We start from the raw sequence: 13,870 nt of genomic DNA, 5'->3' as shown, positions 1-13,870 counted from the left end.
TTAATTATGAATTTTGAAAATATTCTGTTCGAAGAGAACAACAACATTGGCTACATTACCATTAACCGCCCAAAAAAGTTAAACGCCCTCAACAAAGCTACCATAGAGGAGCTTAACGAGGCTTTTGAATCGGCCAGGGAAGACCACGATATTAAAGTGATCATTCTCTCCGGAAGCGGCGAAAAGGCTTTTGTTGCCGGTGCCGATATTAGTGAATTTGCTGAATTTTCTCAAAAAGAAGGTCGGCGTCTCGCGGCTGAAGGTCAGGAGAAATTATTTGATGTGGTTGCCAATTTTCCAAAGCCGGTGATCGCTGCAATAAACGGATTTGCCCTTGGCGGCGGCCTCGAACTCGCCATGGCAGCACATTTTAGGATTGCCAGCAACAAAGCTAAAATGGGATTACCTGAAGTTTCTTTGGGAGTAATTCCAGGTTATGGAGGTACGCAAAGATTGCCGCAGCTGGTGGGCAAAGGCAGGGCTATGGAAATGATTATGACAGCAGGGATGATAGATGCGCAACAGGCGTTAGATTACCAGCTCGTAAACCACGTTACCGCACCCGAAGATCTCATTCCGCTTGCTGAAAAAATTGCAGGAAAGATCATGAACAATTCTATGGTGGCAATTTCGGCAGCTATACGGGCTGTAAATGCCAATTATGAAGTGGGAGTTAATGGATTTGAAGTGGAAATTGATGGCTTCGGAAGCTCTTTTGGAACCGAAGATTTCAAGGAAGGAACTTCAGCATTTTTAAACAAAAGAAAGGCTGATTTTCCCGGGAAATAATTTAGATATCAGATTTTAAATATGAGATTTGAGAAAAGGCTTCGGGCTCATCCGGAGCTTTTTTGTTTTAATTAACTTTGGAGTTTATCCATTTATTCGGAAAAAATCCTATTTTTGACCCTTATGCAGGGGAACGAGTTTATCAAGGGAAGAGGGGCGCAACATCAGGTAAAGAACAGATTTGATGCGCTTTCTTATGAAGTTCGCAATGATTTTTTAAACTACTGTGCGGCAGAAGGAGAAGAGGCAACTTCTTCAAAAACCTCTTTTATTGATACTTTTCCCAAGACCATAGTAAATAAAGTGACCAGTCCCGATGTGGGGATGGAATATTCCCTAAACCCATACCAGGGCTGCGAACACGGGTGTGTATACTGCTATGCGCGAAATTCTCACGTGTATTGGGGGTATGGGGCGGGCCTTGATTTTGAAAAGAAGATCCTGGTCAAGAGGAATGCGGTGGAGCTTTTAGAGCAAAAATTGCGCAGTAAAAGCTGGAAAGCGGCTCCCATTGTGCTTTCGGGAAACACAGACTGCTACCAACCTGTAGAACGCAAACTTGAGATTACCCGAAAGTTGTTACAGGTATTCCTCAAGTACAAGCATCCGGTCGGCATAATTACTAAGAATGCTTTAATTCAGCGGGATGTGGAGCTTCTGGCAGAACTTGCAAAGGACAACCTTGTTCGGGTGAATCTTTCCATCACCTCTTTGGATGAACGTACGCGGCAACTCCTGGAGCCCCGTACCGCAAGTATTAAGAAAAGACTTCAAACCATAGAAGTGATGAAATCGCATGGTATTCCGGTAAGCGTGATGATGGCTCCTATAATTCCATCTATAAACAGTCATGAGATCCTGCCCCTGGTCAAAGAGATTTCAGAAAGAGGAGCCTACGGAGTGGGATATACGGTGGTACGACTGAATGGGGCTATTGGAGAGGTATTTTCAGAATGGATTAGGAAGGCCATGCCGGGAAAGGCTGAAAAAGTGTTGCATCAAATTGCAGAATGCCACGGCGGAAATCTCAACGACAGTCGCTTTGGAACCCGAATGAAAGGAGATGGAAACATAGCCGACCAGGTGGCGCAGCAGTTTGCTATTGCCCGAAAGCTTTACCTTAAAGACAGGGGGCGCCCGGTTTTAAATTGCGATTTGCACGAGCAGTATAAAGATGGCCAGATGAAGCTGTTCTAAAAATGCCATTTTTGAGAGGGTAGTCCCCACTCTTTATAGAATTGCTCAAGAAACCCGACCATAAAATCATGACGTTCTTCGGCTAATTTTTTTCCCGTCTTGGTATTCATCCTGTCTTTAAGCAGGAAAAGTTTTTCGTAGAAATGATTTATTGTTGGGGCTGAAGAAGCTTTGTACTCTTCTTTGCTCATGTGGAGATTCGGTTTTACATCGGGATCAAAGATGGGCCGGCCCTTGTGGCCGCCATAATTAAAGGTACGGGCAATTCCAATGGCGCCAAGAGCGTCGAGGCGATCGGCATCCTGTACTACATCAAGTTCGGGAGAGCGAAATTCTTGTGCTTCATTTCCTCCTTTAAAGGAAATCCATTTGATGATGTTCTCTACATGAAGAATATCATCTTCGCGCACCTGTTGTTCGTGTAAGAATTGTCGTGCAATTCTGGGGCCTATAGTTTCATCGCCGTTATGGAACTTGGAATCGGCAATGTCGTGAAGCAGGGCGCCAAGCGCCACGATAAACCCATCTACTTCTTCGGAAGCGGCAATGATTTCGGCATTTTTGAATACCCGTTCAATATGGAACCAGTCGTGACCGCCTTCAGCATTTTTCAATTTTTCCTTAACGAAATCAACAGTATTGGCAATGATCTGGTCTTTATTCATAAGGTGTTAAAAATGGCATTTTTAGATGATGTCGGCGGTAATGCTGCGTTCAACCTGGGCCACAAGGGCATCGGGAGTATCTGATTTTGCTGAAACCGGTTCGTGAACCTTAAGCTTGAGGTGAACGCCTATGCCCATGGGAAAGCTTCCGTAGCGAAACAATTTCCAGCTGTTGTTGATGGTAATGGGCACAATAACGGCTTCAGGCATTTTTTTGATGAGCAGCTGCAAACCCTGGACGGCAAATTTTTTGGGAGCCCCGGTGCGGCTGCGGGTTCCTTCAGGAAAAATAACTGCCGATCTATTATTCTGGTTGAGGTAATCGGCAAATTTGCTCATTTTTACCAGAGCCTCGCGACCATTTTTTCGGTCTATAAGAAGATTTCCGCCGTGACGAAGGTTATAGGAGATACTCGGAATCCCCCTGCCCAGCTCTTTCTTACTCACAAATTTGGGATGATGTTTCCTGAAATGCCAGATGATAGGCGGAATATCGTACATACCCTGGTGGTTTGCCACGAAGATACACGGTCTGTCTGTAGGCAGGTTATATTCATTCTCTATGCTGAAGCGGGTGCCAAGAACATTGAGGCAGCGCAGCAAAAAGAAATTAAAGATGTCAACGCTCTTTTTGTGGGGCTGATATCCTCCCAGGTTAAAACATAACCATTGTATGAGGTGGAATACCAGCAGGTTGAGAAAAAAGAAGGTGTAAAAAACTACCGACAGCGGGTAGGAAAGGATCTTTTTGAAAGTTTTCATTTTCACTTGCTTGCAAAGGCTGCAATTTCTGCATTTAATTCCTGCCGTGCAAAACAGAATTCAGGCAGCATGGATTATTTCAGGATATTTGTTGTACTTCAGGTAATGGCACAAAAAAACCTGTCAAAAATGACATTTTTGACAGGCTGTACTTTCAGTAGCTAACAGTTCTTAGCAGAATTCGTTGTAAGCTTCAGTAAGATTATCAGCGATAAGTTCGGCAGGGCGACCTTCAATGTGATGACGCTCCAGCATGTGCACCAATTCGCCATCTCTAAACAAAGCCATAGAAGGTGAAGATGGAGGGAACGGTACCATATAATCGCGGGCCTTTTCTGTAGCTTCACGGTCTACTCCTGCAAAAACAGTGACCAAATTGTCTGGTCTCTTGCTGTTTTGCAAGCTTATTCTTGCTGCAGGACGGGCATTTGCCGCGGCGCAACCGCAAACAGAATTCACCACCACCAGGGTAGTACCTTTTCTGGCAATTGCCTCATCAACCTGCTCTACTGTATGTAATTCTTCAAACCCAACACTGGTGAGATCCTCACGCATTGGCTTAACTAATTCGGGTGGATACATATATCAATTTTTTTTCGTTAAAACTAAAGACACAAAGATACCAAATAAAAGTAAGAGCATAAATTTTCGAAAGTTAAAGCCTCGCAAGCTGCTCTGCTAAAAGAAAGAAGTTGTAAAATGTTATCTTTGCAGCCCAAAAGTACCCTAATGATCAAATGGTTTGCCGCTTTTGTCGGTTTTATGTTTTATGGTATTCGTGGAGCCATCCTCGGATTTATTATAGGAAGCCTTATAGATGCTCTTACCAACCGCAAAGGCGGATTCACAATTTCGAATGAAGAGGAGCGTGTAACCCCCGGAGATTTTGAACTTCATCTCTTAACCCTGTCGGCTATTGTAATCAAGGCCGACGGGCAGGTGAGCCAGAAAGAGATGGATTATGTGCGCAATTACTTTGTCCAGGCTTACGGAAAAGATCGTGCAAATGCCGTTTTTCGCACTTTTAACGAGGTTGTAAAAGATCGTGAACTCGACGAGAGGCGGATTTCTGCATTTTTAGCAGCCCGTACACAGTATGCGGCGCGTTTACAAATAGTTCACTTTTTGTTTAGTATAGCCAACGCCGATGGCAATGTGAGCCAGGCCGAAGCCGGAAAAATAAGACAGATTGCCGGGCATTTGAGAATTGGGGCGAAAGATTTTGAGAGTCTTTATGCCATGTTCTTCAAAACTACCGATAATGCATACAAAATTCTGGAGATCGATAAATCGGCAACCGATGCCGAGGTGAAAAAGGCCTTTAGAACAATGGCCAAGAAATATCACCCCGACAAGATTCAGCATATGGATGAAGCCTACATCAAGGGCGCCGAAGAAAAATTCCGAAAGGTGCAGGAAGCTTATGAGCAAATACAGAAGGGAAGAGGCTTTTAATATTTACTGCAGCAGCCTGTTTCCTATTTTTAATCCCACGAAAATCGTTCGGGGCCGGGTGGGGCCGTAGACGTAATTCGCATCCCGTTCAATTCCCTGGTCAAAATCCTGCTGGTATTCGTTAAATATATTCTGAAGCCCTGCATTTACTTCAAGCTGAAATTCTTCAGATAATTTAAAGATATATGCAGTTTTCAGGTTGATCTCCATAAAGCCTTCAGTTTTTTCAAGACGATCATTTTCAATATAACCTGCGAGGTGAGGCACATACATGCTGCCTGTATAGACTCCTGAAATATTATTTTGCCACTGCTTTACAGGCGCATACGTAAGAATGAAATTTCCGTAGAGATTAGGCGATTTAAAGAAATTTTTGGCATTTTTGAGAGGTACAGAAGGATCATTACTAAATTGGACAGGAAAATCGTATTTGGATCTTTGAAGCGTGCCGCCCATTTGCAAGATCCAGTTTTCATTTGGAGCCACAACCACATCAAGATTTATTCCGTAAACATTGGCCCCTTCGCCGTTGCTTTTCTCGAAAGTGGTTTCAGAAATGCGCTCCAGAATAAACGGGTCTTGTAGCCGGGTGTAAAAAGCTTCGAGCGTGAGCCGGTAATTTTCATCTAATGTGGTTTTGTTCCATTCTGCGGAAGCCAGGTAACTATGTGAGGTTTCTGATTGAAGATCATCGGCAAATGTGACCAGGCTCACTTCTCCTGCACCGATCCTGGCGTGAATATCTTCAGTAAAAACCTGTGGCGCCCTAAAACCCCTGGCGTAGCTGGCCCGGAATTGTAAATGTTCACTTTCAGAAAATAATAGATTTATTCGTGGGTTGAACACCACATTTTCATCGGTTGCGTTGTGAAAATCGGCACGCAGGCCACCCAGGATTTTAAATTTGCCGGTCGCCTGCCATTCCTGTTGTGCGTAGATGCCAAGAATGTTCAGGTTTTGATTGATGTGCGCATTATAACCGGGCTTGCGGTCTCGCATGAGGTTGTTCTTGAATTCAAATCCAGTAGTGAAAGTGGCGGGTGAGCCAAGGAAATTCTCCTGATCAAAAGAAAATTGTGTTCCCAGCAGGTAAGTGTTGTCCATGGAATTGCCGTAGCCCTTCAGGCTTTCTTCGGAAGTTTCTCTCTGGCCCCCATAAAAATTGTCATTTTTGGAAAGTTGGGTAGTAGCGTAAACAGAATATCTAATGTCCCTGCTCCTGGAAGAAGCCGCGTAAGTAAGCCCTCCTCCAAGCACTTCACTTGAAATCTGCTCGGAAATATCTGCTTCAAAAGGCTGAAGATGCAATTTATTGCCGCCGCGACGGAATTCGTGAGTGGTGTGAAAATCAAGACTTAGCCTGCTGCGGTCATTCGGCGTGTAAAATGATTTAAATCCGAAGGTTTTATTCTCAACGGTAGTAAGTTCGGTATATCCGTCTTCATTATGGTCATAAGGATTGCGATCCCTAAACATTCCGTAGGCATTGAGCCCGGCGTTGTAGTTTTCAGAAAGAACCGTAGTATTCATGGTAATAGCCCTGTCGCCGGCTTCGGCGTTAATGGCGGCAAGGTTTCCGGCTATTTCATAATAATTTTCCGTAGGAATTTTAGTGATAATATTTATGGTGCCGGCAATGGCATTTGAGCCATAAAGTGCCGATCCTCCGCCTCGCACCACTTCAATTCTTTCAATAGAATTGGCCGGGATTTGATCAAGCCCGTAGACACCGTTAAGGGCGCTAAAGACGGGGCGGCTGTCAATGAGGATCTGCGAATATGCCCCGTCAAGACCATTCATTCGTACCTGTGAAAAACCGCAGTTCTGGCAATTGGTTTCCATTCTTAGCCCCGGCTGAAAATTGAGTCCGTCACTAAGGCTGATAGACTGGATAGCATTAAATTCTTTTTCAGAAGTTACAGAGACTATGACGGGTGCGGTATGTCTAAGCTGCCCGTTGCGGCTGGCTGAGATCACAACCTGGTCTAAACCGGTAACATCTTCCTGCAGGGAAAAATTCAGTTTTTGAGGGTCATGGTTTAGTACATCAAGATGTTTTTGTACAGTCTTAAAGCCTATGGCCTGTAAGATAATTTCATGGTGACCTAAGGGAGCTTTCATAAAAAATTCGCCCTTGTTGTTGGTCGTGGTGCCAATTGTGGTGCCTTCAAGATAAACATTAACGAGGGGGCACAGGGTCACCTTTATAAGTTACCACGCCGGTGATTTCTGCAGTTTGACTGTAAAAGCTCAAGCAGGATAGAAAAAGGGGTAGGGAGAAAAGTGTTTTCATCAGTATGTTTTCTGCAAATCTATAAACAATTTTTAGGTAAGGCTAAAAATTGTTTATGATGAATAAAAAATGTAGTTTTGATACACGAAAAAACATCGCTTTTATGTTTAGTCTTTCTGAAGAGAATTATTTAAAAACCATTTTTCATCTCGAAAAAATTAATTCGGGCGGGGTGAGTACTAACGCATTGGCCGGGGAAATGGAGACCAAAGCTTCTTCGGTCACCGATATGCTGAAGAAACTCTCTGAGAAGAAACTGGTGAAATACCGAAAGTACCAGGGTGTGCAGCTGAGCGATAAGGGTCACAAGGCAGCCGTTGAAGTGATTCGTAAACACCGGCTCTGGGAGGTTTTCCTGGTGGAGAAATTAAACTTCAGCTGGGATGAGGTACACGACATTGCTGAACAGCTTGAACACATCAAATCTGAAAAACTTACTCAAGAACTCGATAAATTCCTGGAATTTCCGAAGAGAGATCCACATGGCGATCCCATTCCCGATGCCGAAGGTAACTTCAGAATTGCGAATAAGGTGCTGTTGGCCGACCTTGAGGAAGGAGAATCGGGTATATGTGTGGGCGTAAAAGATTCCTCTACCGAATTCCTTCAATACCTTGATAAAAATAATATTGCTCTTGGCAAATCGGTCACAGTTGTACACCGGGAAGCTTATGATGAGTCCCTGTTCATAAAGATCAATGATGAAGACCTGCATGTTTCTAAGAGCATTTCAAACAATTTATTTGTAAAACCTGTGGAGTAATGGATGAAATAATTGCATATTTTGAAACTTTAGATCCAGTAATGGCTGCTTTCTTGGCCACTTTATTCACCTGGGGTCTCACTGCGCTGGGGGCCTCTTTTGTGTTTTTCTTTAAGACAATGAATCGTGCGCTCTTTGATGGTATGCTGGGTTTTACAGGTGGAGTAATGGTAGCGGCAAGTTTTTGGAGCCTTCTTGCACCGGGAATTGAGATGAGTAAAGGCGAAGGCTTTGAAAAAGTAGTCCCAGCAGTGGTAGGTTTTGGCCTGGGAGCGCTATTCATTTTTGGTATGGATAAGGTGTTGCCCCACCTGCACGTTAATTTTAGAATGGCCGACAAGGAAGGCGTGAAAACGCCATGGCACAAATCTGTACTGCTTACCCTGGCAATAACCCTGCACAACATTCCTGAAGGTCTTGCCATAGGGGTGCTATTTGGTGGTGCTGCAATGGGGCTTGAAGGAGCCAGCATAGGTGGTGCGGTAGCTTTGGCAGTGGGCATTGGCTTACAGAATTTCCCTGAAGGTTTTGCTGTGGCCACGCCGCTAAGAGGGCAGGGCATGAGCCGTTGGAAGAGCTGGAATTACGGGCAGCTTTCGGCTATTGTTGAGCCGGTGGCAGCAGTGCTGGGGGCCTGGGCAGTAATGACCTTTGAGCCAATTTTGCCTTATGCACTTTGTTTTGCAGCCGGTGCGATGATCTTTGTGGTGGTGGAAGAAGTAATACCCGAATCTCAACAGGACCGGTACACCGATATTGCTACCCTGGGGTTTATTGGCGGATTTATGGTGATGATGACCCTTGACGTCGGTTTGAGCTAAAATGCTGATCCTGATAGAGTCTTTTTGGTTGACAGGTATAATTACAGAGATACCTGCATCTTACTCTATGAGGTTCAACCCTTATGGGCAATTACAGAGCTGGTGGATAGTATAAAGAAGGTGTAATGATATGGGGCGACAGGCTCGTGCCAATATAAATAAAGGCTTTGGAAAAACTGATCCTTCAGCTGAAACTACTACAGAGATTTTCCTTTAGATCTATTGTCTCAGGTTGCCTGCCACACTTTTGTAAATCGATTAGTGACAGCTTCCGCAGCCGGTGCCACAGGCTTTATCAGCCTTTTTCTTCCCGCCAAAAATGAATTTCGGTTTGTATACAAATTTGGTGAACATGTAGCCAACAGCTATTGTGAAGGTGATAAAGACGAGTATTTCCTGTAGTAATTCCATAGTCTTATTTTAAAATCTGAAAGGCCAGTAAGGCTGCAACATAGGCTATCACAGTCATAGACACCAGCTGTAGCACAGGCCATTTCCAGGTGTTGGTTTCCCTTTTTACAATTGCCAGTGTACTCATGCACTGCATGGCAAAGGCGTAGAATAACAGCAAACTCACACCGCTGGCAAAGGTGAAGAGCGGGCCTCCCAGTATATGGTTGGTTTCTGATGCCATTCTGGACTTAATCGTTTCTTCCTCATCACTGCCCACGCTGTAAATTGTGGCGAGGGTGCCCACAAAAACTTCTCTTGCCGCGAAAGAACTCACAATAGCTATACCAATTTTCCAGTCGTATCCTAAAGGAGCAACCGCCGGTTCAATAGCTTTTCCAATGTTTCCAATGTATGAGTGCTGAAGTTTATATGAGGCGACTAATTCGTCAATCTCTTCTTCGGGCAGGTAGGTTTCACTGTATTTGGTTTCAACAATCTCTCTTGCATTGCTGAAGTTATCTCCCGGGCCATAACTTGCAAGCACCCATAAGATAATAGAAATAGCAAGGATGATCTTTCCGGCGCCTAACACAAAAGCTTTTGTTTTTTCCACCACATTAATTCCCACGTTCTTTAACAATGGCAATTTGTAATTGGGCATTTCAATGACGAAATAAGATTTGCTTTTTATTTTGAGGAGCTTGTGCAGTATCCAGGCCGATCCTATGGCCATTCCAAATCCGAGGAGGTATAGGAGCATGAGGGTTAACCCCTGCAGGTTGAATCCCATAAATGATTCATCGGGAATTACAAGGGCAATGATGATGAGGTAAACCGGAAGCCTTGCCGAACAGGTTGTAAATGGCACAACAAGAATGGTGATAAGCCTTTCTTTCCAGTCTTCAATATTCCGGGAGGCCATTACTGCAGGAATCGCACAGGCAGTTCCCGAAACCAGCGGTACAACACTTTTTCCACTAAGCCCAAAGCGGCGCATGGTCCTGTCCATTAGAAAGACTACCCTGCTCATATATCCGCTTTCTTCCAAAATGGAGATAAACAAAAACAGGAATGCGATTTGAGGAATGAATATTACGATACCGCCAAGGCCGGGAATAATTCCTTCGGCTATAAGATCGGTAAACGGTCCCGGCGGCATTGCCGTTCTTGTGACTTCACTCAGCTTCGCAAAGGTCGCATCAATAAAATCCATTGGGTAGCTCGACCAGTCGTAAATCGCCTGGAAGATCAATAAGAGAATGGCAAAGAAGATCACATAACCCCAAACCTTGTGGGTTAAGACCCTGTCCATTTGCGCGCGCAGTCCTTTGGCAGCATTAACATCCACGGTCATCCCCTTTTTCAGGACGTTGTTGATGAACTGGTAGCGCAGTATAGTTTCCTTTTGCTGCATCCTCTTAAGCGTGCTTGCGTCTTTGGTAACGAAATCTTCTCTTAGAGGGGCACTGTTCCTGTTTACATTTCCGAAGTTGACATCCTGTGTAATTACCAGCCAAAGCTTGTACAGCGACTGGTTAGGGAATGTACTTTGCAACCTGTCAAAATACTCGGGATCCATCCTAGACGCGTTGAGACAGGGTTCTGTAGAAATATGCCGGTAATTGATAATGTGCTCTTTCAGCTCATCTATTCCGGTGCGTTTTCTTGCACTTACAAGAACAATTTTGGTCTTTAATTCTTTTTCGAGTAAAGGAATGTCCAGTGAAATTCCTTTGCGCTTCATCCTGTCGGCCATGTTGATGACCAGGATGGTTGGAATTTCCAGATCCTTGATCTGCGTGAAAAGCAGCAGGTTCCTTTTTAAATTTTCAACATCGCTTACCACCACTGCAACATCGGGATAATCTTTATCATTTTTGTTGAGCAGCAGTTCAATCACCACATTTTCATCGAGCGAAGATGCGTTAAGACTATAGGTGCCGGGAAGGTCCAGGATATGCGCTTTTACATTGCGGGATAGCTTGCTTAAGCCTTCCTTCTTCTCTACGGTGATGCCGGGATAATTTCCTACCTGCTGGTTAAGGCCGGTAAGCTGATTAAATACTGATGTTTTCCCTGTATTAGGATTGCCAATTAATGCAACATTCAATTGTTTGGCCATGACTACGGAAGAATTTCTATTTCGATGTGCATGGCGGTCTCTTTACGTATCGCCAGGTGACTGCCGTTTATGTTAAGATAAAGCGGATCCCGAAACGGGGCTGTTTGTACCAGAAGAACTTCATTTCCCGGAAGGCAACCCATCTCCAGAAGTTTTAGCGGAATTAATTCGGCTGAAATTTCCTTGATGATGCCTCGCTGGCCACGCTTAAGATCGGCAATAGTGGTGATCAATGTTTATTTAGATTGATTTTAAACAAGACAAAAATAAGGCAAAATCTACTATTAGAAAAACTTGCATCCACAAAAGATTTTTAAATGCTGTTTTCCTAATCAGATTCGGCTTCTTTGTACTCATTTTTCAGCACCTCCACATCGTGCATAAGGTCTTCAATCGCAGTGGGGTTTGTTCCGTCATAAAAGCCTCTAATCCTCTTTTCTTTATCTACCAGCACAAAATTTTCGGTGTGAATCATGTCAAAAGGGCCACCGTCACCAGTGCTTTTTGCTGCCAGGTAAGATTTTCTGGCCAGGTCGTAAATTTCTTTTTTATCGCCGGTCACGAGATTCCATTTTTCATCTATCACGCCTTTTTCATCGGCATACTTTCTAAGTACCGGCACGCTGTCATAATTGGGGATCACCGTGTGCGAAAGAAGAAGCACATCTTCATCATTTTTCAGCCTTTCCTGTATCTGCAGCATATGGTCTGTCATGATAGGGCAAATCGTTTGGCAGGTGGTAAAGAAAAAATCGGCTATATAGATCTTGTCTTTGTAAAAATCCTGCGTAATAGTGTCCCCGTTTTGGTTGTACAACTTAAAATCCTGGATGGTGTGATATTTTCGTACTTCCTGCATGGTAGAATCTACCAGTTCAATGTTTACCATACTTGGCTGGTACACGGGTAATCTTTCTGTGGGTTTTAGGATATTGTAAATGATGGTGATGATTATCGCCGACAGTACAAAAAGAAAGATTGCAAAGAATTTGTATTTCGCAAAAAAGCTAAGCATAGCATAAATTTGAATGCAAAATTACAATTCTAAAATGGCATTTTTGAACCCTAACCTTCATAAAAAGAACTCCTGCTAAACCACCTGAACTTTAAACTTTTGTGAGAACCTTTAAAAGGTTACTTTTGTGCGATTTTAATTTTGCCAGAAAATATGGACCCTTTTTTTATAAAAGCATTACAATTAATACTCAGTTTATCGCTGCTTATCGTTCTGCATGAGCTTGGACACTTTATCCCGGCGAAAATGTTTGGGATAAAAGTTGAAAAATTCTTCCTGTTCTTTGATGTCAAATTTGCCATTTTAAAGAAGAAAATCGGCGATACCGTGTACGGTATTGGATGGCTTCCGCTGGGAGGTTATGTGAAAATTGCCGGAATGATAGATGAGAGCATGGACAAGGAGCAAATGGCCCAACCGCCAAAGCCCTGGGAATTCCGCAGTAAACCGGCATGGCAGCGGCTAATTGTTATGGTTGGTGGGGTTACTGTCAATGTGGTCCTTGGTTTCTTTATCTATATGATGGTGGTATTCACCTGGGGTAGCCCTTACATAGCGCCCGAAGATATGCCCAATGGCTTTGCTGTAGATGATACCTTTAAAGAATTCGGTTTCCAGGATGGCGACCGCGTGCTGCAGGTAAATGGAGAAGACTTGAAGAATAGTATTGATATCAATAAATACCTCTTTTTGAGGGATGTTCAAAGCATTAGCGTTTTACACCAGAACGGGCAGGAAGAAACCATTTCGGTTCCCGAAGACATAGGTTCTCAAATGTTCGAGCAGGGCGTGATGCAGCCATTCGTTCCCATGACCATCCCGGTGCTCGACACGGTAATTGAAGGTAGCCCTGCAGATAAGGCCGGTCTTAAAAAAGGTGACCGGATTATTGCCATTAATGATTTTGAAGTTGGCTACTGGCATGAAGTGACCCGGCAAATTGAAGCCAGCAAGGGAAAAGAGCTAAGAATAGTTTATAGCCGCAATGGTGAATACGCAAGTATGGAAGTAGACGGCCAGACTGCCGGTACCATAGACGGGCAACAACAAAGTATAGCGATCACGCCCGATGAAGAAGGGAAAATTGGGGTTGCACCCGGTTCTTCAATCGAGGTGAGCAGAGAACATTACTCCTTTACCGAAAGTATATCTAAAGGTTTCGACCTTGCCTACTGGACGCTGCACGATTATGTGGCCCAGTTCAAGTACGTTTTTACCAAAAAAGGAGCCACCCAGGTGGGAGGTTTTGGCGCTATTGGCGGCCTGTTCCCCGATGCATGGAACTGGCAGGCCTTCTGGATGACCACAGCCTTTATTTCTATCATCCTGGCTTTTATGAACATACTTCCCATCCCGGCACTGGATGGTGGCCACGTGGTTTTCCTGATGTATGAAATGATCACCGGGAGAAAACCTAATGAAAAATTTATGGAATACGCACAACTGGTTGGTTTTGTTATCTTAATTGCCCTGGTCTTGTTTGCCAACGGGAATGACATCTATCGCTGGTTATTCGAATAAATTTAGCTAACAATTTTTATGAGAGGCTGTCTCAAAAGTTCTATGATCGTCGCGCAGTAATGCGTAAAACGATT

General features: G+C 44.0%; 14 protein-coding genes. 6 read left to right on the top strand and 8 right to left on the bottom strand.

Translation table 11 applies throughout. The features are described from left to right. Positions 1-6 precede the first annotated feature (6 nt). Together OQ279_RS15120 and OQ279_RS15115 are read left to right on the top strand one after the other, a co-directional pair. The gene (locus OQ279_RS15120; protein ID WP_266070841.1) at positions 7-789 is read left to right on the top strand and encodes an enoyl-CoA hydratase/isomerase family protein; all 783 of its coding nucleotides are present in this window, start codon (positions 7-9) and stop codon (positions 787-789) included. Between the two features lie 123 nt (positions 790-912). Further along, positions 913-1,986, top strand: coding sequence for a PA0069 family radical SAM protein (locus OQ279_RS15115; RefSeq protein ID WP_266070861.1), 1,074 nt, complete (start codon positions 913-915; stop codon positions 1,984-1,986). Here OQ279_RS15115 and OQ279_RS15110 read toward each other — a convergent pair. The 3 genes from OQ279_RS15110 to OQ279_RS15100 form a co-directional block, all read right to left on the bottom strand. Continuing rightward, complete coding sequence (locus OQ279_RS15110) at positions 1,983-2,651, bottom strand: HD domain-containing protein (RefSeq protein WP_266070840.1); 669 nt, start codon at positions 2,649-2,651, stop codon at positions 1,983-1,985. The two genes, OQ279_RS15115 and OQ279_RS15110, sit on opposite strands and share 4 nt — an antisense overlap. 21 nt (positions 2,652-2,672) lie before the next feature. Then, complete coding sequence (locus tag OQ279_RS15105) at positions 2,673-3,413, bottom strand: lysophospholipid acyltransferase family protein (protein WP_266070839.1); 741 nt, start codon at positions 3,411-3,413, stop codon at positions 2,673-2,675. Positions 3,414-3,584: 171 nt separating this feature from the next. Continuing rightward, positions 3,585-3,995 carry a BrxA/BrxB family bacilliredoxin gene (locus tag OQ279_RS15100; protein WP_266070838.1) on the bottom strand — a complete coding sequence of 137 codons (411 nt, stop codon included), beginning with the start codon at positions 3,993-3,995 and terminating at the stop codon, positions 3,585-3,587. Positions 3,996-4,142: 147 nt separating this feature from the next. Here OQ279_RS15100 and OQ279_RS15095 point away from each other — a divergent pair, with 147 nt between their 5' ends. Further along, positions 4,143-4,868 carry a TerB family tellurite resistance protein gene (locus OQ279_RS15095; RefSeq protein WP_266070837.1) on the top strand — a complete coding sequence of 242 codons (726 nt, stop codon included), beginning with the start codon at positions 4,143-4,145 and terminating at the stop codon, positions 4,866-4,868. A gap of 3 nt (positions 4,869-4,871) precedes the next feature. Here the strand turns inward: OQ279_RS15095 and OQ279_RS15090 are convergent, their stop codons facing one another. Beyond that, positions 4,872-7,070 (bottom strand): TonB-dependent receptor, encoded by a 2,199-nt coding sequence (locus OQ279_RS15090; protein ID WP_266070836.1) that lies wholly within the window; start codon positions 7,068-7,070, stop codon positions 4,872-4,874. A 194-nt stretch (positions 7,071-7,264) separates the two neighbouring features. Here OQ279_RS15090 and OQ279_RS15085 point away from each other — a divergent pair, with 194 nt between their 5' ends. Both OQ279_RS15085 and OQ279_RS15080 read left to right on the top strand, forming a co-directional pair. Then, a complete protein-coding gene (locus OQ279_RS15085; protein WP_266070859.1) occupies positions 7,265-7,924 on the top strand; it encodes a metal-dependent transcriptional regulator in 660 nt (219 codons plus the stop codon). Further along, positions 7,924-8,745, top strand: a complete 822-nt coding sequence (locus OQ279_RS15080; protein WP_266070835.1) for a ZIP family metal transporter — start codon at positions 7,924-7,926, stop codon at positions 8,743-8,745. Before OQ279_RS15085 ends, OQ279_RS15080 begins: the two co-directional genes overlap by 1 nt. Before the next feature lie 258 nt (positions 8,746-9,003). Here OQ279_RS15080 and OQ279_RS15075 read toward each other — a convergent pair whose 3' ends face one another. From OQ279_RS15075 to OQ279_RS15060, 4 genes are all read right to left on the bottom strand, one after another. Then, positions 9,004-9,156, bottom strand: coding sequence for a hypothetical protein (locus OQ279_RS15075; RefSeq protein ID WP_266070834.1), 153 nt, complete (start codon positions 9,154-9,156; stop codon positions 9,004-9,006). A 4-nt stretch (positions 9,157-9,160) separates the two neighbouring features. Next, positions 9,161-11,260 (bottom strand): ferrous iron transport protein B, encoded by a 2,100-nt coding sequence (feoB, locus tag OQ279_RS15070; protein ID WP_266070833.1) that lies wholly within the window; start codon positions 11,258-11,260, stop codon positions 9,161-9,163. A gap of 2 nt (positions 11,261-11,262) precedes the next feature. Beyond that, positions 11,263-11,493 carry a FeoA family protein gene (locus OQ279_RS15065; protein WP_265165116.1) on the bottom strand — a complete coding sequence of 77 codons (231 nt, stop codon included), beginning with the start codon at positions 11,491-11,493 and terminating at the stop codon, positions 11,263-11,265. A 95-nt stretch (positions 11,494-11,588) separates the two neighbouring features. Continuing rightward, positions 11,589-12,275 carry an SCO family protein gene (locus tag OQ279_RS15060; RefSeq protein WP_266070832.1) on the bottom strand — a complete coding sequence of 229 codons (687 nt, stop codon included), beginning with the start codon at positions 12,273-12,275 and terminating at the stop codon, positions 11,589-11,591. A gap of 153 nt (positions 12,276-12,428) precedes the next feature. Between OQ279_RS15060 and rseP the strand changes: the two genes are divergently transcribed. Further along, complete coding sequence (gene rseP / locus OQ279_RS15055; RefSeq protein ID WP_266070831.1) at positions 12,429-13,796, top strand: RIP metalloprotease RseP; 1,368 nt, start codon at positions 12,429-12,431, stop codon at positions 13,794-13,796. Positions 13,797-13,870 lie beyond the last annotated feature (74 nt).

The sequence above is a fragment of the Salinimicrobium profundisediminis genome, assembly GCF_026241755.1.
In the GTDB taxonomy this organism is placed as follows: Bacteria; Bacteroidota; Bacteroidia; order Flavobacteriales; family Flavobacteriaceae; genus Salinimicrobium; species Salinimicrobium profundisediminis.
This window is presented reverse-complemented; position numbering and strand designations above follow the sequence as displayed.

Excerpts from the sequence above, each read along its gene's own strand:
- OQ279_RS15115 (WP_266070861.1), top strand. The coding sequence starts at position 913 with ATGCAGGGGAACGAGTTTATCAAGGGAAGAGGGGCGCAACATCAGGTA.
- OQ279_RS15100 (WP_266070838.1), bottom strand. The coding sequence starts at position 3,995 with ATGTATCCACCCGAATTAGTTAAGCCAATGCGTGAGGATCTCACCAGT.
- OQ279_RS15080 (WP_266070835.1), top strand. The coding sequence starts at position 7,924 with ATGGATGAAATAATTGCATATTTTGAAACTTTAGATCCAGTAATGGCT.
- OQ279_RS15105 (WP_266070839.1), bottom strand. The coding sequence starts at position 3,413 with ATGAAAACTTTCAAAAAGATCCTTTCCTACCCGCTGTCGGTAGTTTTT.
- feoB (WP_266070833.1), bottom strand. The coding sequence starts at position 11,260 with ATGGCCAAACAATTGAATGTTGCATTAATTGGCAATCCTAATACAGGG.
- OQ279_RS15095 (WP_266070837.1), top strand. The coding sequence starts at position 4,143 with ATGATCAAATGGTTTGCCGCTTTTGTCGGTTTTATGTTTTATGGTATT.
- OQ279_RS15110 (WP_266070840.1), bottom strand. The coding sequence starts at position 2,651 with ATGAATAAAGACCAGATCATTGCCAATACTGTTGATTTCGTTAAGGAA.
- rseP (WP_266070831.1), top strand. The coding sequence starts at position 12,429 with ATGGACCCTTTTTTTATAAAAGCATTACAATTAATACTCAGTTTATCG.
- OQ279_RS15120 (WP_266070841.1), top strand. The coding sequence starts at position 7 with ATGAATTTTGAAAATATTCTGTTCGAAGAGAACAACAACATTGGCTAC.
- OQ279_RS15075 (WP_266070834.1), bottom strand. The coding sequence starts at position 9,156 with ATGGAATTACTACAGGAAATACTCGTCTTTATCACCTTCACAATAGCT.
- OQ279_RS15060 (WP_266070832.1), bottom strand. The coding sequence starts at position 12,275 with ATGCTTAGCTTTTTTGCGAAATACAAATTCTTTGCAATCTTTCTTTTT.
- OQ279_RS15085 (WP_266070859.1), top strand. The coding sequence starts at position 7,265 with ATGTTTAGTCTTTCTGAAGAGAATTATTTAAAAACCATTTTTCATCTC.